The organism is Natronomonas sp. CBA1123, from assembly GCF_009741925.1.
In the GTDB taxonomy this organism is placed as follows: Archaea; Halobacteriota; Halobacteria; order Halobacteriales; family Haloarculaceae; genus Natronomonas.
In genome coordinates, this window is the sequence record NZ_WPCC01000047.1 from 1 (window position 1) to 24,114 (window position 24,114).

A 24,114-nucleotide genomic window follows, 5' to 3' on the forward strand; every position below is an offset into this window, starting at 1 on the left:
CGGTACCGCTCGTCCCCGGTCAATCCCGAGCGGAACCCGCCGAGAAGCCGGGGGCGGCGGCCGCTCCCGACATCGACGCCCCGGAGACCGACGGCGGGACGGGGTCGGGGCGGGCCGGTGTCGCTCCCGCGGCGGGCAATCGTGGCACCCGGGTTCGAACGGAACGAACGGACGGCACGTCCGGAATCGACGCCGCCGCCTCGGTGCGGACGGCGGCCAAACGGGGGTCCTCGCGCATCGAGCACCGCGACCTCCGGCAGTCGGTGCGGTCGGGCGACGGCGAGGCGCTGGTCGTCTTCGCCGTCGACGCCAGCGCCTCGATGCGACCGGCGATGCGGGCGGCGAAGGGCGTCACGCTCGAACTGCTGGAGGACGCCTACACCGAGCGAGACAGCGTCGCAGTCGTCGCTTTCGCGGGCGAGGACGCGGAGGTACTGTTGCCCCCGACCGACTCGGTGACGCTCGCAGCGCGACACCTGAAGGAGCTACCAACTGGGGACCGGACGCCGTTGCCCGCGGGGCTTCGGACGGCGAGGGAGGTCGTCGACGCCGCCGACCCGGAGGCGGCCGTCGTCGTCGTCGTCTCGGACGGTCGAGCCAACACCGCGGAATCACCGACTGCCGACACTCGGGAGGCCGCCCAATCCCTCGCCGAGACGGGCGCTCGCGTCGTCTGTGTCGACGCCGGCGAAAAACGTGGTGTACTCGGTGACATCCTCGCTGTGACCGACGGCGAGCGGGTCCCGCTCGATGCCCTGACGCCCGAACGGGTCGAACGGGCGGTCAGCGACGCCCGTCGATAGTTTTACAATCATGCTTGTATTTTAGACAAATAGAATTTCAATGTCGGCAGCCAACGACTCCGTTCGGAATCGAATCGACACCGCCCGTGGGACGCTCTCGTCGACGCAGGCCGGTCTCGGTCTGCTGACGGTGACGCTCGCGCTGTTCCTGCTGGCGTTCGCACAGGAGCCACTCGTTCACGATGCGATGCACAACGGCCGCCACGTCGCGGGCGTCGTCTGTCACTGATGTACGACGCGCTCCGTGGCGGGGCGATTGCCGGTGCGGTCGGCGGCGGCGCCTACGGCCTGTACGTCGCGCTGGTCGGCAACCCCCTCGTCGCACACGCCGAAGAACTGGCTCACCACGGTCACGAACACGGCCACGGACACGGGACAACTGTCGTCGCCGACGGCGTCACGAGCGTCGTCTCCGTCGGCGGTAGCGCCGCCCTCGGCCTGCTGTTCGGCCTCGTCGTCTTCGGCTTCGTGGGGTATCTCCTCGAACCGGCGCTGCCCGACCGCGGCGGGAGTTTCCTGCTCGGCCTCGGTGGCTTTCTCACGGTGTCGGGCGTCCCGTGGCTCGTCTTGCCCCCGGCGGCGCCGGGCGTCGAGACGACGATGGCGACCGAGTTCGCGCTGTATCTGTACGCTGGTCTGATGGCCGTCGGCGCCGTTGCCTGCATCGCTTCCGGGTGGGTGTATCACCGGCTCGCCGAGTACGGTCGACCGGTGGGCACCGCGGCAGCACTCGTGGTGTTCGTGACGGCGGTCGGTATCGCTGCCCTTGTGGCGCCGTCGCCGGGCTACGAAAGTGGTGTTTCCACGACCCTCGAAGCCGCCTACATCGGGACGGTCGTCGTCGGCCAAATCGGCCTCTGGGGCGTCACCGCCGCCGTCCACGAGGGCCTCGCCGGGTTCGATTCCTCTGGGAAGTGGAGTCACTCGCCTTCCGAATCCCGGATGCGCTAACGGCCACCTTCGCGTCGAATGCCATCCGTCTGCGGTCGGTTCGACTGGCTACGCTACTGCTTTCGCGTCGTTTTTCGATGCAATCGGGATGTTCCGGTCCCGACACCGCGTTGATGCGACCGTCTCCACGCTCGCGTTGCCCTCGTATCGGACGACTCTGACGCCGACGAACGAGCGGTCGAGCGTTTTGGTGTGGGTCCGGCCAGTGATTCGACCGATTCGGTTCACCTCGCGGTCGGCGACGTGGGAGTAGACGACCCACACCTCGTCGGTCGACCGGACGAGTCGACTGACGTGCTCGGAGTCGGTGCGAGGTAACCCCGTGGCGGTTTCCGGCCCGACGATTCCCTCGATTCGGTGCGGTCGGTCGGTGTACCGAACGACCGCCCGGCGGGTGACACACTCGCTGACGAGAACGACAGCGTCGTCGCTGGCCCGTCGGTCCAGTAGGTCGCCGGCCTCCTCCCACTGTTCGCGGTCCGGCGTCGTGTGATAGGCGACGGTACCGCCGACCGTTCCGGCGACGAGCGTGACTGCCAACACGACGACAGCAGCCCGCCGAACTACGGTCAGACCAGCGTCACCGCCTGCTGTCGACGACCGCAGTGACGCTGCGGCGGGAAGTGCCACGTCGACGACCCCTCGTCCGACGAGGACGTACCAGGCCGGCGCGGCGACGATGGCGTACCGCGGCCACAGAAACGAGGTCACGAGATACGACGCGAGGAGTAACACGGCGAGAGGCACCATCGCGAGCGCGACGGTGAGAGCCGTCCGCCAGTTCGAACGGAGGTCCCGACCGCCGATGGCGGCGAACGACACGACGGCACAGGCGACCGACGCGGCCACCGCCGGGGACGGCCACTGACCGAAGAACGCGACGACCGTCTCGCCGACGGCGACCCCGCTGAAGCGGGTGAACGTCAACTCGATGCCCGAGAGGAACGTCTCGAACACGAACGCCGCCAGCGGCAGCGCACCCACGACTCCGGCAACGAGAATGCCAACGACGAGTCGCCTACCGAGCAAACCGACCACTCGGCCGCGGTGCAACACCCCGACGGCGAGGACCTGCGCGAGGACCGCCAATCCGGCCATCGGGTGTGTGTAGGTCAACACCGACGCGGCGACCACGTACCCGAGAACGGTCCGCCGTCCGGCGCCGTTCAGGGCACGGACCAGCCACTCCGTCGAGACGATAGTCAACAACACGACCAACGAGTACATCCGCGCCTCTTGGGCGTGGGCGAGTTGGAACGACGAGATGGCTACCAACCCACCCGCGAGGAAGCCGGTTGGCCGGTCGAACAGCCGGCTACCGAGTCTGACCAGGAGTGGAACCGACAGGACGCCGAAAACCACTCCGGGCGCACGAACGACAGCCGGGTGGGTGCCGACGAGCTCCGTCCACAGGTCCAACAGGACGTAGTACGTCGGGAAGTGCGGTTGATACTGCGGGACGAAAGTAAACAGTTCGTGGGTTGGGACCGTCGAGACGATGTCGATAGTGACTATCTCGTCTATCCACAGCGACTCAGCTCCGACTTCGAAGGCTCTGAGGACGGCACCGAGGGCGGTCAACGCGAGGAGTCGCGGGTCGCTCCACGCGGGAGGGGTATCGCTCACTACGTCGCTCCTGCCGACGAGCAGGTGTTAAATCCACATGAATCGACACGAAACGCCGACCGACCGAACGGTGGGATGGTTCCGGCGTGACCTCCGCCTAGAGGCCGATTTCCAGTTCTATTTCGTCGTAGTCGACGACCGGACGCCGGGAGCGTCCGTCGCGCTCGAACTCGACCAGCCCCTCGCCGCCGAGCGTCCAGAGGTTGTCGTGGACCTGCCGTACGTCGCGGTCGACGAGGCGGGCAGTCTCGCGGATGCTCGACGGGTCCTCGCGGGCGATGGTTCGAAGCAGCTCGATGGTCGTCGGGCGACAGACCAGCGAGGCCTCCTCGGGATTCAGCGTTCGCGTTTCGGTGCCGTCTTCGCCGGATAGCCGAAGCGTAATCTCGCTCATACCGCGACGTGTGAGCGGCGAGCGTATAATGTCGTGGCTCGGGACAACATTACGCGACGTGGAGTGCGTACCGACCGCGAACGGTCCCGTCGTCGTGGTACCGAACCGGCTCCTCGACGAGCGCACGGCTCCCACCGGCGACAGCGGCGGCCGTCACGACGCCGTCGGTCGTCGTTGAAGCCCGGAGGCCGTCCGTAACGTCGAGGGACCGCCAGCCGTGAACCGAGGGGTCCCGCTCGCGGAAGTGCTGTGCGACCGGTACGAGTAGGCGGCTACCGTCCGCCGCGATACCGTGGGAGAACCCGCCGACCGCCTCGCGCCACCGTTCAGTCCCCGACCGCGAGTACCCGAACGCGGTCTGTTCGTTGGGGTGGCGTTCGTCGGTCTCCCGGCCCTCCTCGGGGAACGTGTTACCGGTCAGGAAGACGACGCCGTCGGTGCTCGCGTGGACGTGATTGGGGTAGGTGTACACCTCGTCGCCACTCGGCCGTTGTGCACCGAGGTCGGCGCTCCAAACGGACTCGCCGTCGGAGACTCGATAGCCCCGATAGTCGGCGTGACTCGTGACGAAGAGGCTTCCGTCGGCGGCCGCCACGTCCCCGATTCGGCGCGTCGCCGTCCGGTCGGCGTCCCAACTCCATCGTTCGGAACCGCTGTTGTCGAGCACAACGACTCCGTCGTCGTGGCCGCCGGGACAGCGGTTGTACGCCACGGCGACGCCACCGTCGAACACTGCGAGCGAAATCGGAGAGGCGTCGGCGTCGTAGCGCCAGCGGACTGTTCCGTCCGAGGCGAGCGCGTACACCGAACTCTCGAAGTGACGCGTCCCGTCCCGCCGTTCGTAGCGCCGAGCGGCGACGTAGGCGGTGTCGGCGTCCGTGACCGCATCGACGACCATCGGTAGAAAAAACCGCGTCTCCTTAGTCGGGTCACCGACGGCGTCGGCGGCGTCGTGGCGCCACCGTTCAGTACCGGCTTCGAGCAGTCGAACGGCGCCGCGCTTCGACCGCTCGCCGACCAGCACGCCCGCGCCGAAGGCAGCGAGCGTGATGGCGCTGCCCTCGCCGTCGACCGACCAGCGCTCGGCGCCGGCGCGGTCGAAGGCGCGAACGCTTCCGTCGGCGAGACCGACGACCGGGCCCGAATCGGTTACCGTGACGCCGGAGCGGCGCCCGGCCTGCCGGGAGCCACAGGGGTCGATGTCGCCGAGCGGGATTCGGGCCGCCGTCTCACTCATCGACCGGGAACGCCTCGTGGAGCGTGTGATGGCTCTCGCCGAGGTCCTCGAGGAGGCTCCCGCCGTGATTCAGCAGCCGTCCCAGCGACGCTTCGGCGTCCCGGACCGCGACGAGGCGGCCCCGGAGGTAATCGTATGAGGGGTCGTCGGATTGCGTCGCGGCGACCTCCTCTTCGAGTTCGACCAGCGCGGTGTCGAGGTGCCGCGCGCAGTCGGCGAGGGTGTCCGCGTCGGCGAGCGCCGCGATGTGGGGGTCGGGCTCTTCGCCTAACTCCTCGCGGGCGTGTTTCTCTGCGGCGTCGTCGTCGACGCCGAGGCTGTTCATTAAGCCGAGCGAAGCGCTTCGATTTCGTGACAGGTCATGATTAGAGGGTCTGTGAGACCAATTCGGAGACGATGCGGTCCGTTCCGAGGGACGTGGCGATGCGGTCGGCGTCGTCCGGCGACACCTCGCCGTACCAGACGCCGTCGGGGTAGACGGCGACGTTCGGGCCGTCGCCACACTGGCCGAGACACGACGAGCGCGTAATTCGGGCGTCGACGTCACACTCGCGGACGGCCTGCCGGAGTCGCTCCAGCACCGTCGCCGCGCCATCACCCGCACAGGTGCGGTTCGTACAGACGGCGACGTGCTTTTCGGGAGCGTCGTGGACGTGCGGTTCGTCGTCGATTTCGGAGCGGTCGGCGTGGGCGGCCCGGTGGGTCATCGCTCGCAGCATCGCACGAGCGCCACCCGAGTCGTCCTCGAAGCCGTCCATCTCGACTTTGTACTTGCAGGTGTCACACGACATCGACACGTCGCCGGCGCGGGCCTCCTCGAATCGGTCGGCCAGCACCTCCAGCAGTCGGTCGTCGGTGCCGAGTGGCTCCCCACACCCGGCGTCGACGTAGGGGTAGTCGGCGTCGAACTCGGCTGCACCCTCGCGGACGCGTTCCGTGAGCACGCCGTCGCCGAGCATGTACGGCAGGACGACGACGGCATCCGGGCGACGCTTGGCGACGGTGTGAAGCGTCTCGTCCAACAGCGGTTCGGTGACGCCGATGAACGACGCTTCGACGCCGGCGAACCCGCGGCCCTCGTACAGCAAGCGAGCGAGTTTGTGCACGTCGGCGTTGGAATCGGGGTCCGAGGACCCGCGCGCACACACCACGACGACCACGTCGTCGTCTTCGCGGTCGACACCAAGCGACGCCTCGACGGCCGCCGCGCGGTCGTCGAGTAACTCGACGATTGCTGGATGGACGCCGAGGTGCCGACCGTTGTGGACGGAAACATCGTGCTCGCTCCGGGCCTCGTTGACGACCAGCGGCACGTCGGCCTTGACGTGGCTGGCGGCGAACAGCGACAGCGGGATGACGGTCACGTCCGTCGCCGAGGGGGCCAGCGAACCGATGGCCTCGGAAATCGAGGGGTCGGCCAACTCGATGAAGCCGGCGTCGACCGGCAGGCCGAGTCGCCCTTCGAGGTTCGCCGCGAGCGTTCGGACCTGCTCGTTGGATTTCTCGCGGCGCGACCCGTGACCCGCGAGGACGACGGCCTCGCTGTCCAACATCAGTACCCCTCCGCTTGCTCGACGCTCCGGCGGAGCTTCCGCCGCCGACTCGGGGCGAACAGCCCGGATTTCTCGCTGCCTTCGTACACCCATTCGCCGAACGCCGGCGCAGCGTCGTCGTCGAGACCGAACCAGTAACCGCCCGACGACGTTTCCGAGATATCTTCACGTGGCGCCTCGACGGCCGCCGAATCGAGCAGGCCTCGGATTCGGTCCAGCGCCTTTCTGTCGTCGTGGACGAACGAGATACCGACGGTGCCGTCAGAGGTCTTGAAACAGACGGTTCCACACCCTTCCAGCAGGCCGCGGAGCAGCTGGCGGTCGTGTTCGGCGAACGTATCGAGGCGATAGCCACCCGATTCGCCCTCGAAGGGGAGTCCGAGTGCGGCGGCCGCGCGGTCGCCGACACCTCCGAGTGACTGTACCGTGTAGGTGTCCGCGGCGCGCGTAATCGAGGTGTCGTGGGCGTACTCGCGGTCCACGATGCGGTGGTCGACGCCGTCGGCGCCCGCGATGGCGGCGAGACGCTCGGCGGCCGTCTCGTCGTTCGTCCGGACGGTCGCGCCATCGCTCGTCACTTCCCCGTCGCCGATGACGCGCCCCCAGAAGTACGCCGTCTCGGGGTGGGCATCGAGTAGGTTTCGCGGGGCGCCGGTTTCGATGCTCACGGCTCCACCTCGTGGACGGTGATGGCGTCGACCGGACACGCGGCGGCGGCCTGTTCCGCGGCCTCACGCTCGTCGTCGTCGAACGTCGCCGTGAGTCGCCCCGCCGAGCGCTCGGCATCCGGCAGCGTCACGAGGCCGTCCTCGGCTTCAGCGAAGCGTCCGTCTCGGACGAGACAGGCGAAGACGCCGTCACACGCCTCTAAGTCGACTGAAACGGTGTATTCGGTCATCGTCAGTAGTCGTACTTCGTCTCGTAGCCGCGTGGGGTGACCATCCGGCCGTCCCACACGTACGTTTCCTCGTTGCCGACGACGATGGTGGTCGTCATGTCGACGATGTCCTCCTCGCCGAGTTCGGGCAGGGTTCCGAGGTCCGTGATTCGGGTCGCCTCGTCCTCTCGTGAGGCGCCGTGGACGATACCGACCGGCGTCTCGGGGTCGCGGTGCTCCAAGAGGATTTCACAGCAGCGCTGGAAGTTCTCCCGGCGCTTGCGGCTCCAGGGGTTGTAGATTGCGATGGTAAAGCCCTCGCCCGCGACGGCGTGCAGGCGCGATTCGATGTCCTCCATCGGCGTGAGGTGGTCCGACAGCGACACCGAGACGGTGTCGTTGACCAGCGGGGCGCCGAGGCGGGCCCCACAGGACTGGGCGGCGGGGACGCCCGGGACCACCTCGAAGTCGACCGCCGAGGCGGTGCCGCCTTTCGATTCGAGGATTTCCAGCGCCAATCCCGCGAGTGCGTACACGTTCGGGTCGCCCGACCCGACGATGGCCACGTCGTTGCCAGCCAGCGCGCGGTCGATGGCCTCCTCGGTTCGGGAGACTTCCCCGCACATCGGCGTCGAGTAGATGTCGTCGGCATTGTCGGTAATCTCGTCCGGCAGGAGGTCGATGTAGGTCGTGTAGCCGACGATGTGTTCGGCGTCGGCCAGTGCCGCCTTCGCGCGGGAAGTCATCCCTTCTGGTTCGCCGGGGCCGAGACCGACCGCCAGCAGTCGGCCGGGGTCGCCCTCAAAGTCCTCGACGGTGGCGCCGACCTCCTTCTCGTCGCTCGTGGAGGCCCCACACGTCGAGGACGACGAGGAATCGGTCTTCGAGGCACCGCACTTCGACTCCGTGCTGGTGTCGGTGCTCGAAGCGCCACACTTCGATTCGGTTTCCGTCGTCGATGCTGCTGCCGTATCCGTAGTGTCGTCGGTGCTCATTGTCAGAAGTCCTCCACCTCGCGGCCGCCGCGCGGCGTCACGAGGTAGTTGCCGTGGTCGTTGCGCCACTCGTGGCTCTCGTGGGTACCAATCAGAATCGAGGTGCCCATCCCGCCGACCTTCTCGTCGTGTTCGGTCGCCTCGCCGAGCGTCGTGATGGTGTGCGTCTCGTCGTTGAGGTTGCGGCCGGCCTCGCCGCGGCCGGCGTCGTTGAAGATGGCGACTGGCACGTCGTCGGCCCGCTGTTCGCGGACGACCTCGATGGCCCGCTCGTAGTCGCGCCAGCAGTTGTACAGGACGATGACGAACCCCGAAATCGCGGCGGCCCGGAGTTTCTCGGCGATTTCGTCCCACCCGCGCCACTTATCGGACAGCGAGACCGTACAGAAGTCGTTCGAGAGGGGCGCACCGAGGTTCGCCGCGCCGCCGAGCGCCGCGGTGACGCCGGGGACGATTTCGATTGGAACGTCGTACGCTTCCTCCTCTTCGGCCATCAGGAAGACCAAATCGGACTTCCCGTAGACGTTCGGGTCGCCACCGGAGACGTGGGCTACGTCCTGTCCGTCTCGGACGCGCTCGAACGCTTCGCGGGTCAACTCGACCTGTTGGCCCATCGACGACCGGACGATTTCCTGTTCGTCGCCGGTCGGCGTGGTGGCAACCCCACCATCGGTCGCGGCCTCCGGTGGAATCGTCCCGTCCTGTCGGAGGAACTCCTGATAGAGGTTCGAGGCGATGACGCAGTCGGCGGTCCGAATTACGTCGCGGGCGCGCTGGGTCATCGCGTGGGGCAGGCCCGGACCGATGCCGACGACGTACAGCGTGCCGTAGTCGTCGGTGTCCGCGTTCGTTTCCCCCGACATCACCGACCCACCGCCACGGTCACGGCCTCATCGAACCGTTCCTTCTCGCGTGCCAGTTCGTGTTCACGGCCGCCTGCGATGGCCGACGCCTCGGCGATGCCGGGCCAGCCGATGAGTTCCTTCGCCCGCGAGGGAGTCGGCCCCTCGTGGTCGAGCAAGGTGTCCTTCTCGAACAGCACGACGCCGGCGCCTATCTCCTGGGCGGCCTCGTAGAGTCCTTCCTCGCCCTCCTTTCGGGTGGCGGTGGCGACGAACTCCACGTCCGAGAAATCGAGGTCGAGGTCGGCCAGCGCGGCCTCCCACGCGTCCAGTACCTGCCCTTTCTTCACGCCGTCGACGGTGCCGGTCCCCAAGACGACGCCGTCGTCGTTGCGTTTCATGACGGTCACGTCGTCGCCAACGAGGACTGCTCGGGGGCCGTCGAGTCGTTCGACTGCTTCGATTTCGTCGTTCAACACGGCGAGGTTCGTCGCCACCGTCGAATCGCCGTTGACGACGTGTGCATCGAGGGCTTTGGCCTTCGATTCGATGCCCTGTTTGCCCGCCGCTTCCGAGGCGGTCGTCATCGCCGGGACGGCGCCCATCTTCGAAAGGTCGTGAGCGACCTGATTGGCGCCGTGGTGGCCACCCGTGATGGGGATGGCCCACGTCAACTCCTCGTCGACGACGACGATAGCGGGGTCGTCCCACTTGTCGTCGAGCAGGCCGGCGGTCTTCCGCATCGCGATGCCGGAGGCCATCAGGCCGACGAAACAGTCGTAGGCGCCCCAGTGCTCTTCGAACACCTCGCCGTGGTACTCGATGATGTCGATGGCGTCGTAGTCGTCGGCCAGTTCCTCCTTGATGTCGCGTGCAACGGGCAGTTTCCGCTCGAAACTGACGATGGCGATGTCTTCGGCGACTTCGCCGTCGGAGTCGGGCGTCGAGCAGTGACCGCCGCTGTCGTCACTCGTGTCGGTGTCGTTGCTGTCGGTACTCATATCAGTCGTCACTCTCCGCGGTGTCGTTCGCGTCGTTTTCGCTCCGATTCGCCCAATCGCCGTACAGGTACGACCGCTCGTATCCGGCACCCGCGGCCGCCTCGCCGACCAGCACCATCGCCGAGGCGCGGTAGCCCGCCTCGGCCAGTTTCTCGCCGATGTCGGCGACAGTGCCTTCGATTACGTCCTCGTCGGGCCAAGAGGCGTGATACACGACCGTCACGGGCGTGTCGGGGTCGGTTCCCTCGTCGAGCAGTCGGTCCATCGTATCGGCGACGGCGTGGGTGCCGAGGTAGATACAGGTCGTCACGTCGCCCATCTCGACGAAATCCGCGATGTGGTCGTCGTCGGGGTCCAGCGTCTTCCCCTGCGGCCGGGTGAAGGCGACGTGGTTGGCCGTCTCGTTGAGAGTCAACTGCGTCCGCAGCGTCGCACTCGCCGCGAACGCCGAGGTCACGCCCGGAACGAGGTAGGTGGGAACGCCCTCGTGTTCGAGTGCGTCCATCTGCTCTAAGGCGGCGCCGTAGATGGCGGGGTCCCCCGAGTGGAGGCGGACCACCTCGCGTCCGTCCTCGTGGGCGTCCCGCATGAGGGGAATCAGCGCTTCGAGGTCCTTTCCGACGCTGTTGACCAACTCGGCGTGGTCGCAGTAGGCCTCCAGCAGTTCGCTGTTGACCAACGAGCCGGCGTGGACGACGAGGTCCGCCGATTCGAGCGCCTCCCTGCCGGCGACGGTCAGAAGCCGGGGGTCACCCGGTCCGGCGCCGATGAAGGGGATGCCCTCCTGTTCGTCGCCCGCGGTGTGGTCGTAGACGCGCTCGTCGCGTTCGTGGGCGTGTTTCTCGCGCTCGGCGTCGATGGCGCGTTGGGGGTCGGTGTCGTCAGTCATCGTACACCTCGTCACCTGCGGCCTCGGCAGTCGCGATTTCTTCTCGGTGGACACCGCCGTCGGCGGTCGTCTCCCGGCCGAAGGCGGCGGTCGCCGGCTCCTCACCGGCGCCCGGCTTCTCGGCGTAGGCGACGGTGTAGTAGTCGCGTTCGGCCAGTTCGTCGGGGTCGTCGGTCACTACCGATTCGTGGCCGTCCATGAACAGCCGCCGGCCGTAGGTCACGTCGTAGCCGGCCTCGTGGAGTTTCTCGTGGGTCGCAGGCGCGTCGGTCACCTTGAACAAAACGAGTCGGTCGGGGCCGACGGGGGCGGCACCGTTTGCGGCCTCCCGCAACACGAGGTCCGACCCGGCCGTGATTTCGACGCCGAGCGCCGTCGCGAACGCCGTCACCGTCGAGACGCCCGGGACGACTTCGAGGTCGACCTGGGGGTGGAACCGCGCTAAGGTTCGGCGCAGGTGGCCGAACGTCGAGTAGACGTTGGGGTCGCCCAGCGTGACGAACGCCGCGGTCCCGTCCTCGGCGCGTGGTGCGACCTCCTCGGCGGCGGCCTTCCAGGCCCGCCGGAGTTCGTCCTCGTCGCGTGTCATCGGGAAATCGAGGTCACCCAGTTGGGACTCGGCGACGTACTCCGTGGCGACGTTGCGGGAGAGCCGACCGGGGGTGTACACCACGTCGGCGGACTCCAGAACCTCCCGACCCCGGACGGTAATCAGTCCGGCGTCGCCGGGTCCCAACCCGACGCCGTACAGCGTCATGTCGCCCCTCCGACGATTACGTACACCGGGTTGTTCGAGTCGAAACTCGTCGCCCCGGCGAGTTCGTAGCCCGTCGACACCTGCACCTGAACGACCTCCTCGAAGAGGTCCCGCTCGCGGAACGCCCGGACGGCGTCGCCGGCGATTTCGAGTCGAGAGACGTTCATCACGACCCGCTCGATACCGGTCTCGGCGGCGAAATCGAGGACTTCCTCGTAGTTCCGCGACCCGCCCAGGAACAGGGCGTCGGCGTCCTCGGGCAACCCCTCGGGAGCCTCCCCTTCGAGCAGTTCGACGCCCTCGATTCCGTTGGCCGCGAGGTTCTTCTCGGTCGTCTCCAGCCGTTTCGGTTTCCGCTCGATTGCGGTCACCCGGCCGGCCTGCCGGGCAGCCTCGACGGTCACCGCGCCGGTACAGGAGCCTATCTCGACGAAGTGGTCGGTCGGACCCAACTCCAGTTTCCCGAGGGTCACCGACCGGACCTCCGGCTTCGTCGGCCCCGCCTTCGCGTCGTGTGGAAGCGCTACGCGTGCCATGGGCCTACAACTGCAGGCGCAGGTAAAACAATTATGCTTGTTTTAGATAAATTCTACTTTCTATCCGGGCTGGTAGGGTTGTTTCCCTCGACACAGCACATTTGGGAGTTCCCAACGCAATCGGGGGTATGACCGATTGCGTCTTCTGTGACATCGTCGCCGGTGACGCGCCCGCGTATCGACTCCACGAGACCGACCGCACGCTCGCCTTCCTCGATATCGAGCCGCTGAACCCCGGCCACGCGCTCGTGGTGCCGAAACCCCACCGCGAGACGCTGACCGACATGGACGCCGACCTCGTCGCCGACACGTTCCGGAGTGCCCGAACGGTCGCCGAGGCGGTCGAGACGGCGTTCGACCCCGACGGCTTGAATCTCCTGCAGGCCAACGGCGAGGCGGCCGGACAGGAGGTGTTCCACGCCCACGTCCACGTGCTGCCGCGCTACGAGGACGACGACGTGGAAGTCAGTTGGCCGGCCGGAGAACTGAACGACGAGGAGGCAACGGAGGTCGCAGAGAAGATTCGGGACGCGCTTTAATTCGACTCGACGCTTTCGTCCATCTCGAGGTCCTCGCTTTCGATGTCGGCGCTCTCGACGTCCGCGCTCTCGATGTCGTACTCCACGTCGCCGTCGCCGGCGGCGAGTTCGTCGATGTCGTCGATGCCGAGTAACTCCCGGGTCTCGGCGTCGAAATCGAGCGATTCCAGCGCCGTCCCACGGTCGTCGACGCTCCCGGAGAGGTGCCGCCCGTAGCGACTCAGCAGCGAGGTCATCTCCTGTGGCAGGACGAACGTCGTCGACTCGCCGGTGCCGATTCGTTCCAGCGTCTCCATTCCGCGTTCGACGATGGCGCGTTCGCCCATCGACTCGGCGGATTTCGCCCGCAGCACGGTCGAGATAGCGTCGCCCTGTGCTTCGAGAATCTGGGCCTGCTTTTCGCCCTGAGCTTCGAGGATGTTCGCGGTCTTGTCACCCTCGGCGCGTTCGATGGCCGAGCGGCGATTGCCCTGGGCTTCCAGAATCATCGCCCGGCGTCGTCGCTCGGCGGCGGTCTGCTGTTCCATCGCGCCCTGGACCTTCGGCGAGGGGTTGACCTCCCGAACTTCGACGGCCTCGACGCGGACACCCCACTCGTCGGTCGGGCCCTCCAGTTCCCGCCGGATGCGGGTGTTGATGCGCGCACGATTCGACAGCGTCTCGTCGAGTTCCATGTCGCCGAGCGCCGCCCGGAGCGTCGTCTGGGCGAGATTCGAGGTCGCCCGTTCGTAGTCCTCGACTTCGAGGAACGCCCGCTTTGCGTCCATCACCCGGATGTAGACGACGGCGTCGGCGGTCACCGGCGAGTTGTCCTGCGTGATTGCCTCCTGTCGCGGCACGTCGATGGTCTGGGTTCGCATGTCGAAGGGGTACGTCCGGGAGACGAATGGCGGGACGACGTGGAGGCCGGGTTCCAGCAGTTCGCGGAACTCGCCGAACACCGTCAGGGCGCGCTTCTCGTAGGCCTCGACGATTTCGACCGCACTGGCGACGGCGGCGATGGCGATGACGAGCAGCGCGAGACCGGCGACGACGAGCGGGTCGAACTCGATGATATCGAGCCAGACGGCCGCTCCGACCGCGAGCACGGCGAGAAGGACAGCAGTCGCCCACGTCGGGAGGCCGGCGCTCTTGCGACCGAATTCGCGGGCGGCGCTGTCTGACATGCTTCGGTGTAGGGGGCGACGACACTTGAACCCACGTAGGAATGTGGGGCGCCGCAATCAGTCGTCGCCGGCGGCGGGCGACGCGACCGGCGCGCGGGCCGTCCAACTCGACTGCGGGCAGGTGGTCACGGAGGTACCGGCCGGTGTGGGATTCCTCAACGCGTGCGACCGATTCGGGGGTTCCCTCGGCGACGAGGTTGCCGCCTTTCTCGCCGCCTTCCGGGCCCAAATCGACGATATTGTCGGCGTTCTTCACGAGGTCGAGTTCGTGTTCGACGACGACGACCGTGTTGCCGTCGTCGGTGAGTCGATGCAGCACCTCGATGAGTTTCCGTTCGTCCTCGCTGTGGAGTCCGGTCGTCGGTTCGTCCAGCAGGTACAGCGCCTCGCCGGAGTCCTTCTTGCCGAGTTCCTCGGCGAGTTTCACGCGCTGGGCCTCCCCACCGGACAGCGTCGTCGAGGGCTGGCCCAATCGCATATAGCCCAACCCGACGTCCTTCAGGAGTTGGAGGCGCCGGCGGATGCCGGGGTGCCCCTCGAAGAAGTCGTAGGCCTCGTCGACCTCCATGTCGAGGACGTCCGAGATGGTCGCGTCCTTGTAGGTCACCTCCAGCGTCTCGTCGTTGTAGCGGGCCCCGTCGCACTCTTCACAGGGGACGTACACGTCCGAGAGGAAGTTCATGTCGATCTTGACGGTGCCCTGACCGCCACAGGACTCACAGCGGCCGCCCTTGACGTTGAACGAGAAGCGGCCCTTCTTGTAGCCGCGCTGTTTCGACAGTTTCGTCTCCGCGAACAACTCTCGGATGTGGTCGAAGACGCCGGTGTACGTCGCCGGATTCGAGCGGGGCGTCCGTCCGATTGGTGACTGGTCGATGAGTCGGACCGTCTCGATTTGGTCGATGCCCTCGATGTCGTCGTGGTCGCCGGGGTTCACGTCGGTGTCGTTCATCCGGCGAACCAGCCCCTTGTAGAGGATTTCGTGGAGCAGCGTCGACTTCCCCGAGCCGGAGACGCCCGTAATCGCCGTAAAGCAGCCCAGCGGGACGGATACGTCGAGGTCACGGAGGTTGTGCTGGCGGGCGCCGCGAACCGTCAGATAGCCGTCGGCCTCTCGACGTTCTTCGGGCACCGGAATCGACCGCCGGCCGGCGAGGTAATCGCCGGTGACCGAGCGGTCGGCGGCCATCACGTCCTCTACGTCGCCGTTCGCGACGACTTCGCCGCCGCGTTTGCCGGGGCCGGGCCCCATGTCGATGACGTTGTCGGCGCGCCACATCGTCTCCTCGTCGTGCTCGACGACGACGAGCGTGTTGCCCAAATCGCGGAGGCCTTCGAGGGTGTCCAGCAGTTTGTCGTTGTCCCGCTGGTGGAGGCCGATGGAGGGTTCGTCCAGTACGTACAACACGCCGACGAGTCCCGACCCGACCTGCGTCGCGAGTCGGATGCGCTGGCTCTCGCCACCCGACAGCGTCGAGGCCTCCCGGTCGAGCGTCAGGTACTCGAGGCCGACCTCGTCCATGAAGCCGAGGCGTTCGCGAATCTCCTTGAGAATCTCCTCGGCGATTTTCTGCTCCCGCGAATCGAGGTTCGCGTTGAGGCTCTCGAAGTGTTCGAGTGCATCGCCGATGGACAGTCGGTTGACTTCCGTAATCGAGGTGCCGTCGACGAGGACGGCACGGGATTCGGGTTTCAGGCGCGTCCCGTCGCAGGCCGGACACGTCGTCGTCGCCATGTACTTCTCGATATGCTCGCGGGTCCCTTCCGAGTCCGTCTCGATGTAGCGGCGGTCGAGGTTCGGGATGACGCCCTCGAAGTGCTTCTCCTTCCGTCGGGTGCCGTTCTTCGTCTGTCGTTCGAAGACGACCTCCTCGTCGGTGCCGTAGAGGAACTGCTGTTGTACGCTCTCATCGAGTTCCTCGAACGGCGTGTCGACGCTCACGTCGAAGTGCGCCGCCACGGAATCGAGGCGCGTCTGGTAGTACGAGCGGTTGTAGCTCCAGGGCTCGAAGACGTTCTTGATTGGCTTGCTGGGGTCTTTGACGACGAGGTCCTCGTCGACCTCCTTCGTCTCGCCGATGCCCTCACAGTCCGGGCAGGCGCCGTGCGGGGAGTTGAACGAGAACGAGCGTGTCTCGATTTCCGGGAGGTCGATGCCACAGTGAGTGCAGGCCAACTCCTCGGAGAACTCGACGACGAGACGGTCGTCGCCGTCGCCGGCGAGGTCGCCGGTGCTTCGAGTCTCGGAGCCGACATCGACGCCTTCCGGGGGGTCCGGAAGCACGACTTTCAGCAGGCCGTCGGCCTCCTCCAGGGCGGTTTCGACGGAGTCGGTGACCCGGGAGCGAGCGTCGTCGGTCAGTTTCACGCGGTCGACGACCACGTCGACGGTGTGGTCGTAGTTCTCGTCGAGGTCCGGTCGCTCGACCGAGAGGTCGTACTCCTCGCCGTCGACCTCGATGCGGGTGTACCCCTCGGCGACGAGTTCGTCGAAGAGGTCCTCGAAGGCGCCCTTCTGGTCGCGGACGACGGGGGCACACAACTTCGCACGCGTCCCATCCGGGAGGTCGAGCAGCCGTCGAACCATCTGCTGGGCGGACTGTTCGCCGACCTCACGGCCGCACTCGGGGCAGTGTGGCGTACCGACGCGCGCATAGAGGAGACGGAGGTAGTCGTGGAGTTCGGTGACGGTGCCGACCGTCGAGCGTGGGTTGTTGGCGGCGTTCTTCTGGTCGATGGAGATAGCCGGCGACAGCCCCTCGACGTTCTCGACCTGCGGTTTGTCCATCTGGCCGAGGAAGTTCCGAGCGTACGCCGACAGCGATTCGATGTAGCGGCGCTGCCCTTCGGCGTAGACGGTTTCGAAGGCGAGCGACGACTTCCCCGACCCCGAGAGGCCGGTGACGACGGTGAACTCCTCGCGGGGGATGGACACGTCGATGTCCTTCAGGTTGTGCTCGGAGGCACCACGGACGACGATGTCGTCGGTCATTGCGAAAAGGCACGAACTGGCGGGGTGAAACCCTGTCGGTTGCGGCTAGGGGTACGCCTCTTCCCGCGGTGCATACCGGCCGTCTCGGACGTTCCGAACCGTCTCGCGCTCGTAACTGCTCCGGTAGTTCACGCTGTAGACGACCGCCCGTGCTGTCGGGTCGGTTTCGCCGGGCGCCGTGAAGTCCTCCGGGTGGCCGGTGGCGTTCGTGGCGACGGTGCCGTTGACGGCGATGTCGTAGCCGCCGACGATGCGACTCTCGTCGAGCGTCGAATTGTAGGCGTTCTCGTATCGAATCGAGACCGGTCCGTCGAGGTCGTCGGCGAAATCTAACGCCGGGCAGTCGGCCCCGTCGAGGGTCTGGGCGCGAACGTCGACGACGCCGCGGTCGGCGACGACATCGCAACTCGAGGAATTGCCGAGCAAATCGGAGAGGTCGTCGAAGCCGCTCGGGTCGCCGACGTGGACGACGAAGCGGTCGTCGGTTCCGCCCTCACGGAACAGGTACATCGTCCACGTGTCGGTGCCATCGTCGACGACGGCCCGGAACGCCCGCTCGTCGGTGTCGTTGAACGATATCGTAGCGTCGTACAGACTCGACGTGTTGGCCTCAAAACGCATCGTCGAGACATTCGATGCGTCCTCGGCGACGGTCCAGTCGGCCGTCGTCGTCTCGCTTTCCGGCATGTACTGGCGGTCCGAGTCCTGTCGGAGTCGCCACCCGACGTGGGCCGTCCGCTGGAGGTCGGCGGCCGCCCCCCCGTTCGGCCGCGGTGGCCGACCGACTCCGTGCCCAGTCGTCGACGATGCCGTCGAACACCGCGCGGGCGCCGTCGGCGGTTGCGACCTCCGCGTCGGCGGTCCGGGTGACCGCCTGGGCTACCGTTCGATTCGCGTCAGCGGCGTAGGCGATGGCGGCCTCCGAATCGGTCGTCTCCCGCGAGGAGAGGTTCTCGGCGAAGATAGCGGAGTTGAGAACGAGCGCGAGCGCGACGAGCGTCGTCGCGACGAGCAGCGCAACGACGACGAGCAGCTGACCTCGACTATCTGACGACGGGCCCATCCGGTGTTTCTTCCACTCTGCAACATATCAATCTATGGGATATTTCGTGCCTTCGCAGCGGGCGTTTGGATGCGCCCTCAGGACTTCTCGGCGCGGGAGCGCCACCGCTCCTGCTGGCGGCGCTCGGCGGCGTGGCGGACGCCGTCGGTCACCGACGCTCGTGCCTCGCCTTCGAACGCCCGCGCGTCGGCGTACAGTTCCGTCTCGAAGGCCTCCAGCACCTCGTATGTCCACTGTCCCGGTCCGTCCTCGCGGGGGACGACGCCGCGCGGCAGCAACTCGTCGCGGAGGGTATCCGCGAGGTCGTCGTGGCCCGCCTCTCGAAAGGCCTCCTCCGCGGCCGCGAGGTGGTCCATCGCGTGACCCGTCTTGTGGTGAAACGCCACGAGCGCCCCGTGGGCGCGGTGGAGCCACTCCAGGCCCAACTCGACGCTGTGAATGGCGTGCAGTTCCGTCTCTGTGAGGTTCGGTTCGTCCATGCGTATTGCTACCAACTACCAGTACTTAGCTCCGGTGGCGGCCGAAACCCATACGCTGCCGACGGTCCTACGGCGTTCAATGCGACGACGTGAGGCGCTTCGTGCCGGCGGGTCGGTGCTGGCAGCGTCGGGGCTGTTCGGCGGCTTCTCCGCGTCGGCCGCGGCCGCCGATGGATTCGACCCGCTCGGGCGTCTCGAACTGCCGGGTGCGAAGGAACTCGTCGTCGACGACGGAGTCGCCTACGTCGCGGTGACCGACGGCTTCGCCACCGTCGACGTGAGCGACCCCACTGACCCGGTCGTTCTGGCCGAACGGCGCGGGCTCCTCGCCGACCACTCCGACGGCCCGATGGCGGGAATCCAGGACGGGAAGTTGGGCGGCGACTACTACGCCCTCGGCGGTCCGGCCCACCCCCGAAACGGCGTTCCCTACGCCGCCGTCGTCTTCGACATCTCCGACCCCGAATCCCCCGAGGAAGTGCTCACCCACGAGACGGAGTTCTACCACCACAACCTCGACACCGACGGCGAGACGTTGTTCCTCTGTGGCAACGACGGCGCGGGGAACCCGTTGGTCTGTGTCGACATCGACTCGGGTACGGAACTGGGTCGGTGGTCGGTCGTCGATGCCGACGAACGGTGGAGCGAGGTCAACCACCGTCTCCGGGAGTTCCACGACGTGTGGGTCGAAGCGGGAATCGCCTACTGTGCGCTGTGGAACGCCGGGACGTGGCTCCTCGACGTGTCCGACCCCGCCGACCCGACCCCGATTACGAACGTTCGCGGCCTCGACCCGGTCGAACTGGCCCAAACCGAGACGAGAGACGACCGCCGGGAGGCGCTGCTGACCCTACCGGGCAACGACCACTTCGCCATGCCACAGCGCGGCGGTGACGGACGGCTCTTCGCGGTCAACGAGGAGGCCTGGGCGACCGACGCCGACGCGTCGGCCAGCGAACTCGGCGGCGTCGAGTTGTGGGACGCCGAGGCCGGCGAGCGACTGTCCCGAATCGAGGCGCTGCCGACCGAAGACGCCACCTTCAGCGGTGTCTGGACGACCGCCCACAACTTCGAGTTCGTCGACGACCGCCTCTACACCTCGTGGTACCGCGGCGGCGTGCGCGTCCACGACGTGAGCGACCCCACCGACCCCCGCGAGTTGGCCCACTGGCGAGAGACGGAGACGACGCAGTTCTGGACCGCCCAGCGCGGCCCGGATTGTGTCGTCGCCAGCAGTTGGCGCGACCCCTCCGCCGACGCCCCCGAATCCGCGGCGGCCCTCTACACGTTCCCGGACCCAGCCGACTCCGACGCCACTCCAACCCCCGAGACGGCCGGCGACGGGGCGGGACTGGGCTTGCTGGCAGGGGCCGTCGGCGTCGGCGCCGCGGCGGTGGCCAGACACTTGCGTCGGGAGTAACGCCTACAGCGCGTTCTCGATGGAGCTTGCGACCTGCCGGGCGCGCTCGGCGAGCGGTTCGGTCACCTCGCCGGCCGCGACCGCCTCGTCGAGTTCGTCGTCGTCGACGCGGCGTACCTCGCCGTCCGGGTGCTTCACCACGTCGACGTGCAAATCGACGTACCGAACCGTCCCCGGGAAGATTTCGACCGGGGTACAGACGTTGACGTACGTTCCGCGGTGGTCGCCGTCGGCGCTGCGATACACCGTCGCGTACCACCACCGCCCCTCGACGAACGTCGTCGTCGCCACGTCGCCCGACCGCCGCTCGACGCCCAACGCGTCGTACGTGCCGCCGGCGGTCATCTCGCGTTCGACGGTAATCGACCCCTCATCGCTGTCGATATCGGTCACTTCGCCGCGACCCAACACGATGGTCCTGCCGCTGGGCTTGCCGTGGCCGATGGCGACGGTGTCGCCCTCGCGTGGACCGAACTGTCGGGTCGTCACGCCGAAGGGGAACTCCCCCGAGGGCTCACAGACGGCTTCGGCGAAGTCGACCGCCGCGCTGGCATCGTCTGCGCCGGCTTTGATGCGGTGGTGGCCGGGCATCGTCGTCTCGACCGCCGACCGGAGGTCGTCGAGGGCGAAGCGACACTCCCGGCCGAACCACACCCACGCGCCGTCCCGGGGCGCGACGATTCGCCCCGGTTCGTCGCTGTCGTGATTTGCGACCGCCTTCATCATCGCCTCGGCGCGCTCGCTTGCCCGCTCTAAGGCCTCGCCCATCGCCTCCAGTGAGGCGTCGTCGGCGACCCGGGACCACCGCGGCGTCCACCCCTCGGGCGGGTCGACCGGGAGCAGGTCGGCCATCCGCGCCGTCTCGCTCATCGACCCGCCACTTCCGCGCCGCAGTTCGACGAGGCCGCCGGGAACCCGGAGGTCCGTCGCCAGCAACGGCCGCGAGTCGGTCCACGGCGGTTCAGCCCGCGCCACCTGCAGGCGGTAGCTGTCGCCCTCCTCGACGTAGCCGTCGGTTCGGTCGTACGGGAGGAACCCCTCCGTCTTGCCCAAATCGACGACCGCGCCGGAGCCGAGCGTCTCCGTGACGACGCCCCGGAAGACGGCGCCTTTCGGCGCTGGGTCCTCGAAGGCGAGGGCGTCTCGGCCGACGCCGAGCAGTCGCTCTCGGAGTGCTTCGACGGCGTCGCCGTCGCCGCTGACCCCGACGCCCTGTCTGTCGTCGGTCGTCCGGACCGTGGCATCGGCGGGGTCGGTCTCGAACTCCGCATCGAACCGCTCGCGGATGGGCGGGGAAGCCTGTACGACAGCCCACTCCTCGCGGAGCAGTTCGGTCAGCGCGGTCGTGTAGATGCCCCGAACTCGGACTCTCATAGGTCGTCGCGGTCGGCGGCGAACCGCACCCGGTCGTGGACCGTCGGTCCGAGCGATAACTCGACGACCTCGTCGCTCAACACCCGGCCGTCCTCGATGGGGACGCCCCAGCCGTCGAACTTCACGTATCCGCGGAGGTCGGCGGCGTGGGTGTAGCAGTCGACGTACTCCAGTCCGTGTTCGGGGAACTCGGCAGTCGAGTGGGCCTGGTCCATATCCGAGTAAACGGTGTCGAGTCCCTCGAAAAACGCCTCGAGCGCCGCGGCCTCCTCGGCGGTCGCCTCGACGACCGCCTCGGCGACCTCGCGAACCTCGTCGGCGGAGAGGCCGAACTCCCGAAGCGCCCGCTGTGTCCGCTGGTCGAAGTGCATACCCCGGCTTCGAGGGCGGGGACCGAAAGCGTCCCGGCTTTTCGTCGGCGCCGCCGGACAGCCAAAACGTTACGACGGTTCCCCAATACGTCGAGGTATGAACGACCCGGTCGAGGAGCGCGCCGACGAGTCGCGTGACCTCTACGACATCGCGTCGTGGGAACCGCGGACGGGACTGGACCGACTGGCGATAAACACGTATCGCGGCGCGCTCAAGGCGGGCCGGGCGTCCCTCGTCGCACTCGGCCTGCTCGTCTTGGTGCTCATCCTGGGCGGCGGTGCCGGCGCCCTCATCATCGACAATCCCTTCATTCTCGGGTTAATCGGGCTCTCGGTCATCCCGGCCGGATTGCTCGCGCTGTACGTCTATCGCACCGACATCACGACCGACGAACCGGCGACGCTTTTGGCGGCGACGTTCGTCCTCTCGATTCTGTTCGCCGGCTTCGCCGCCTTCGTCAACACGGCGCTCGGTTTCATCCAACTGCTCCCGCTGGTCGGGTTCGTCCTCTTCTATTTCCTCGTCGTCGGGCCAATAGAGGAGACGGTGAAACTGCTCGCGGTGCGGCTGTACGCCTTCCGCGACGACCGATTCGACTCGGTCATCGACGGCGCGGTGTACGGCGCCGTCGCCGGCCTCGGGTTCGCCACCATCGAGAACGTCCTCTACATCACCCAGAACATCGAGACGCCGGCGATGATACTCGCCCAAAGCGCGGGCGGGTTCGCCAGTCAGTTCTTCGAAACTATCGACGCCGGCGGACAGATTACGGCCGTCCGCGGCCTCGCCGGGCCGGGCCACGTCATCTACTCGGCGTTCGCCGGTTACTACCTCGGATTGGCGAAGTTCAATCCCGACGACGCCGGCCCCATCGTCGTCAAGGGACTGCTCATCGCCGCGTTCATTCACGCGACGTACAACAGCCTCGTCGGCGTCGTTCCCGTCCTCGTCAGCCTCATCGTCCCCGGCGTTCCCGTGCTCGTGTTGTTCCTCGGGTTCGTCGTCGTCTACGACGGCCTGTTCCTCTACATCCTCTATCGCAAACTCCAGCGCTACCGCGCGGCCTACAAGGACGTCCACGTTGAGGCCGACTCGCCGCGAGAACTCGTCTCGGAACGCACCGAGTTCGACCCCGAGACGCGATAGCCCACTGGCCGAGGTCGGGCCTGCTGTGGATTTAAGACGCCGCCGCCCGCCTACGTCGATATGGACTACGAACTCGCCATCGAGAACGCACCGGAATCGATTCCGGGCGGCACCGGCGTCCTTCTCATCCACCCCTCAACCGGCGAGACCGACCGCATCGACACCGACTTCCTGAAAACCGACACCGACCGACTGCTCGTCATCTCGACCCGGACGACGGCCCGGGAGGTCCAACAGAAACTGGAGTACTACGGCGTCGACGAGAAGAGCGCGGACATCCTCGACACGCTGTCGGTCGAGCGGGGCTACTCCCGGCGCTCCTCGGACCGCGTCCACTACGTCTCCTCGCCGGACGACCTCGCGGGCATCGTCGAGACGACCCGGGAGTTCCTCGCCGAAAACGAGGGGAAACGGCGCGTCAGCCTCGACTCCATCACCGAGATGGCGTACTACGCCGACGAGGAGCGCGCGCTCGAAGCCGTCGAGGAAATCCTCGAACTCCTCGAGGAACACGACGCAGTCGGGCTGTTCCACCTCTCCGAGGAGGTCCACGACGACGCCGACGTAGCCGCGTTCAAGGAGTTGTTCGACGGCATCGTCTACCTCGACGAAGACGGCACTGTCGAAGCCGAGTTCTAACCCGCCTACACCACGTCCTCGGCGGCCTCGAGGGACCGTTTCTGTCCCTCGACGAGGTGCGTGAAGTCGGCGCCGGCGACCATGTAATCGAAGCCGAGCGACCCCAGCGCCTGAATCTGTTCGGGGGTCGTTCCGAGCGTTCCGACGGGGACGCCCGCCGCCTCGCCGGCGTCGATGACCGTCTCGATGGCCTCGAGGAACGTCGGGTCGGTCCACTCCGCGAAGACGCCCAGCGACGCCGAGAGGTCCGCCGGCCCGACGAACAGGGCGTCGATGCCGTCGACTGCGGCGATATCGGCGACGTTGTCGACGGCCGTCTCGCTCTCTATCTGGACGATGACCGAGACCTCGCGGTGGTCCTCGCGGACGTAGGACTCGAAGTTCCGGCCGTAGTCGGCGGCGCGAGCGGCCGCGACGCCGCGGTCGCCTTCCGGCGGGTACCGCGTCGCGCCGACGGCACCCC

Annotated in this window: 26 protein-coding genes and 2 pseudogenes; 7 read left to right on the forward strand and 21 right to left on the reverse strand. The window is 67.2% G+C overall.

Annotated features, from left to right (window positions below; translation table 11 throughout):
- From GJ631_RS15815 to GJ631_RS15825, 3 genes are all read left to right on the forward strand, one after another.
- Positions 1–803: VWA domain-containing protein (locus GJ631_RS15815; protein WP_156710084.1), on the forward strand; the 803-nt coding region annotated here is incomplete at its 5' end.
- 40 nt (positions 804–843) lie between these two features.
- Positions 844–1,032 carry a CbtB domain-containing protein gene (locus GJ631_RS15820; protein ID WP_156710085.1) on the forward strand — a complete coding sequence of 63 codons (189 nt, stop codon included), beginning with the start codon at positions 844–846 and terminating at the stop codon, positions 1,030–1,032.
- Positions 1,032–1,754: a CbtA family protein gene (locus tag GJ631_RS15825; RefSeq protein WP_156710086.1), complete on the forward strand. Its 723-nt coding sequence runs from the start codon at positions 1,032–1,034 to the stop codon at positions 1,752–1,754. Before GJ631_RS15820 ends, GJ631_RS15825 begins: the two co-directional genes overlap by 1 nt.
- Before the next feature lie 48 nt (positions 1,755–1,802).
- Here GJ631_RS15825 and GJ631_RS15830 read toward each other — a convergent pair whose 3' ends face one another.
- The 13 genes and pseudogenes from GJ631_RS15830 to cbiT form a co-directional block, all read right to left on the reverse strand.
- Positions 1,803–3,380, reverse strand: a complete 1,578-nt coding sequence (locus GJ631_RS15830; protein WP_197425128.1) for a glycosyltransferase family 39 protein — start codon at positions 3,378–3,380, stop codon at positions 1,803–1,805.
- Between the two features lie 97 nt (positions 3,381–3,477).
- Positions 3,478–3,774 carry a hypothetical protein gene (locus tag GJ631_RS15835; RefSeq protein ID WP_156710088.1) on the reverse strand — a complete coding sequence of 99 codons (297 nt, stop codon included), beginning with the start codon at positions 3,772–3,774 and terminating at the stop codon, positions 3,478–3,480.
- A gap of 49 nt (positions 3,775–3,823) precedes the next feature.
- On the reverse strand, positions 3,824–5,011 hold the full coding sequence (locus GJ631_RS15840) for a transcriptional regulator (protein WP_156710089.1): 1,188 nt from the start codon (positions 5,009–5,011) through the stop codon (positions 3,824–3,826).
- A pseudogene (locus GJ631_RS15845) lies at positions 5,004–5,374 on the reverse strand (DUF3209 family protein). Before GJ631_RS15845 ends, GJ631_RS15840 begins: the two are co-directional and overlap by 8 nt.
- 2 nt (positions 5,375–5,376) lie before the next feature.
- Positions 5,377–6,564, reverse strand: coding sequence for a CbiX/SirB N-terminal domain-containing protein (locus GJ631_RS15850; RefSeq protein WP_156710090.1), 1,188 nt, complete (start codon positions 6,562–6,564; stop codon positions 5,377–5,379).
- Positions 6,564–7,232: a cobalamin biosynthesis protein gene (locus GJ631_RS15855; protein WP_370518706.1), complete on the reverse strand. Its 669-nt coding sequence runs from the start codon at positions 7,230–7,232 to the stop codon at positions 6,564–6,566. The genes GJ631_RS15850 and GJ631_RS15855 overlap by 1 nt, the downstream gene beginning before the upstream one ends.
- The gene (locus GJ631_RS15860; RefSeq protein WP_156710091.1) at positions 7,229–7,462 is read right to left on the reverse strand and encodes a ferredoxin; all 234 of its coding nucleotides are present in this window, start codon (positions 7,460–7,462) and stop codon (positions 7,229–7,231) included. The genes GJ631_RS15855 and GJ631_RS15860 overlap by 4 nt, the downstream gene beginning before the upstream one ends.
- Before the next feature lie 2 nt (positions 7,463–7,464).
- The gene (gene cobJ / locus GJ631_RS15865) at positions 7,465–8,436 is read right to left on the reverse strand and encodes a precorrin-3B C(17)-methyltransferase (RefSeq protein ID WP_156710092.1); all 972 of its coding nucleotides are present in this window, start codon (positions 8,434–8,436) and stop codon (positions 7,465–7,467) included.
- Between the two features lie 2 nt (positions 8,437–8,438).
- A complete protein-coding gene (locus GJ631_RS15870; RefSeq protein ID WP_156710093.1) occupies positions 8,439–9,299 on the reverse strand; it encodes a precorrin-3B C(17)-methyltransferase in 861 nt (286 codons plus the stop codon).
- Positions 9,299–10,279: a cobalt-precorrin 5A hydrolase gene (cbiG, locus tag GJ631_RS15875; protein ID WP_156710094.1), complete on the reverse strand. Its 981-nt coding sequence runs from the start codon at positions 10,277–10,279 to the stop codon at positions 9,299–9,301. The genes GJ631_RS15870 and cbiG overlap by 1 nt, the downstream gene beginning before the upstream one ends.
- Position 10,280: 1 nt before the next feature.
- The gene (locus GJ631_RS15880) at positions 10,281–11,168 is read right to left on the reverse strand and encodes a cobalt-precorrin-4/precorrin-4 C(11)-methyltransferase (RefSeq protein WP_156710095.1); all 888 of its coding nucleotides are present in this window, start codon (positions 11,166–11,168) and stop codon (positions 10,281–10,283) included.
- Positions 11,161–11,925, reverse strand: coding sequence for a cobalt-factor II C(20)-methyltransferase (locus GJ631_RS15885; RefSeq protein ID WP_156710096.1), 765 nt, complete (start codon positions 11,923–11,925; stop codon positions 11,161–11,163). Before GJ631_RS15885 ends, GJ631_RS15880 begins: the two co-directional genes overlap by 8 nt.
- Positions 11,922–12,461: a precorrin-6Y C5,15-methyltransferase (decarboxylating) subunit CbiT gene (cbiT, locus tag GJ631_RS15890; RefSeq protein WP_156710097.1), complete on the reverse strand. Its 540-nt coding sequence runs from the start codon at positions 12,459–12,461 to the stop codon at positions 11,922–11,924. The genes GJ631_RS15885 and cbiT overlap by 4 nt, the downstream gene beginning before the upstream one ends.
- A 128-nt stretch (positions 12,462–12,589) precedes the next feature.
- Here cbiT and GJ631_RS15895 point away from each other — a divergent pair, with 128 nt between their 5' ends.
- Positions 12,590–13,000 carry an HIT family protein gene (locus GJ631_RS15895; RefSeq protein ID WP_156710098.1) on the forward strand — a complete coding sequence of 137 codons (411 nt, stop codon included), beginning with the start codon at positions 12,590–12,592 and terminating at the stop codon, positions 12,998–13,000.
- Here GJ631_RS15895 and GJ631_RS15900 read toward each other — a convergent pair.
- The 5 genes and pseudogenes from GJ631_RS15900 to GJ631_RS15920 form a co-directional block, all read right to left on the reverse strand.
- Positions 12,997–14,166 (reverse strand): SPFH domain-containing protein, encoded by a 1,170-nt coding sequence (locus tag GJ631_RS15900; protein WP_156710099.1) that lies wholly within the window; start codon positions 14,164–14,166, stop codon positions 12,997–12,999. The two genes, GJ631_RS15895 and GJ631_RS15900, sit on opposite strands and share 4 nt — an antisense overlap.
- Positions 14,167–14,248: 82 nt before the next feature.
- Positions 14,249–17,158: pseudogene (gene uvrA, locus GJ631_RS15905) on the reverse strand (excinuclease ABC subunit UvrA); the annotation flags it as partial.
- 45 nt (positions 17,159–17,203) lie between these two features.
- Positions 17,204–17,845, reverse strand: a complete 642-nt coding sequence (locus GJ631_RS15910; RefSeq protein WP_197425130.1) for a hypothetical protein — start codon at positions 17,843–17,845, stop codon at positions 17,204–17,206.
- A complete protein-coding gene (locus tag GJ631_RS15915) occupies positions 17,769–18,221 on the reverse strand; it encodes a hypothetical protein (RefSeq protein WP_156710101.1) in 453 nt (150 codons plus the stop codon). The genes GJ631_RS15910 and GJ631_RS15915 overlap by 77 nt, the downstream gene beginning before the upstream one ends.
- A 77-nt stretch (positions 18,222–18,298) precedes the next feature.
- On the reverse strand, positions 18,299–18,700 hold the full coding sequence (locus tag GJ631_RS15920) for a hypothetical protein (RefSeq protein WP_156710102.1): 402 nt from the start codon (positions 18,698–18,700) through the stop codon (positions 18,299–18,301).
- A 79-nt stretch (positions 18,701–18,779) separates the two neighbouring features.
- On the opposite strand from GJ631_RS15920, the gene GJ631_RS15925 reads away from it, so the two are divergent.
- Positions 18,780–20,120 (forward strand): LVIVD repeat-containing protein, encoded by a 1,341-nt coding sequence (locus GJ631_RS15925; RefSeq protein WP_197425132.1) that lies wholly within the window; start codon positions 18,780–18,782, stop codon positions 20,118–20,120.
- Positions 20,121–20,123: 3 nt separating this feature from the next.
- Here GJ631_RS15925 and GJ631_RS15930 read toward each other — a convergent pair whose 3' ends face one another.
- On the reverse strand, positions 20,124–21,494 hold the full coding sequence (locus GJ631_RS15930) for a DUF402 domain-containing protein (RefSeq protein ID WP_156710104.1): 1,371 nt from the start codon (positions 21,492–21,494) through the stop codon (positions 20,124–20,126).
- Positions 21,491–21,865, reverse strand: a complete 375-nt coding sequence (locus GJ631_RS15935) for a hypothetical protein (protein WP_156710105.1) — start codon at positions 21,863–21,865, stop codon at positions 21,491–21,493. Before GJ631_RS15935 ends, GJ631_RS15930 begins: the two co-directional genes overlap by 4 nt.
- A 97-nt stretch (positions 21,866–21,962) precedes the next feature.
- Between GJ631_RS15935 and GJ631_RS15940 the strand changes: the two genes are divergently transcribed.
- A complete protein-coding gene (locus tag GJ631_RS15940) occupies positions 21,963–23,012 on the forward strand; it encodes a PrsW family intramembrane metalloprotease (RefSeq protein ID WP_156710106.1) in 1,050 nt (349 codons plus the stop codon).
- Between the two features lie 60 nt (positions 23,013–23,072).
- The gene (locus GJ631_RS15945) at positions 23,073–23,651 is read left to right on the forward strand and encodes a hypothetical protein (protein ID WP_156710107.1); all 579 of its coding nucleotides are present in this window, start codon (positions 23,073–23,075) and stop codon (positions 23,649–23,651) included.
- A gap of 5 nt (positions 23,652–23,656) precedes the next feature.
- Here the strand turns inward: GJ631_RS15945 and GJ631_RS15950 are convergent.
- Positions 23,657–24,114, reverse strand: a 458-nt coding sequence (locus GJ631_RS15950) for an HpcH/HpaI aldolase/citrate lyase family protein (RefSeq protein WP_231754003.1), incomplete at its 5' end; no start/stop codon positions are given.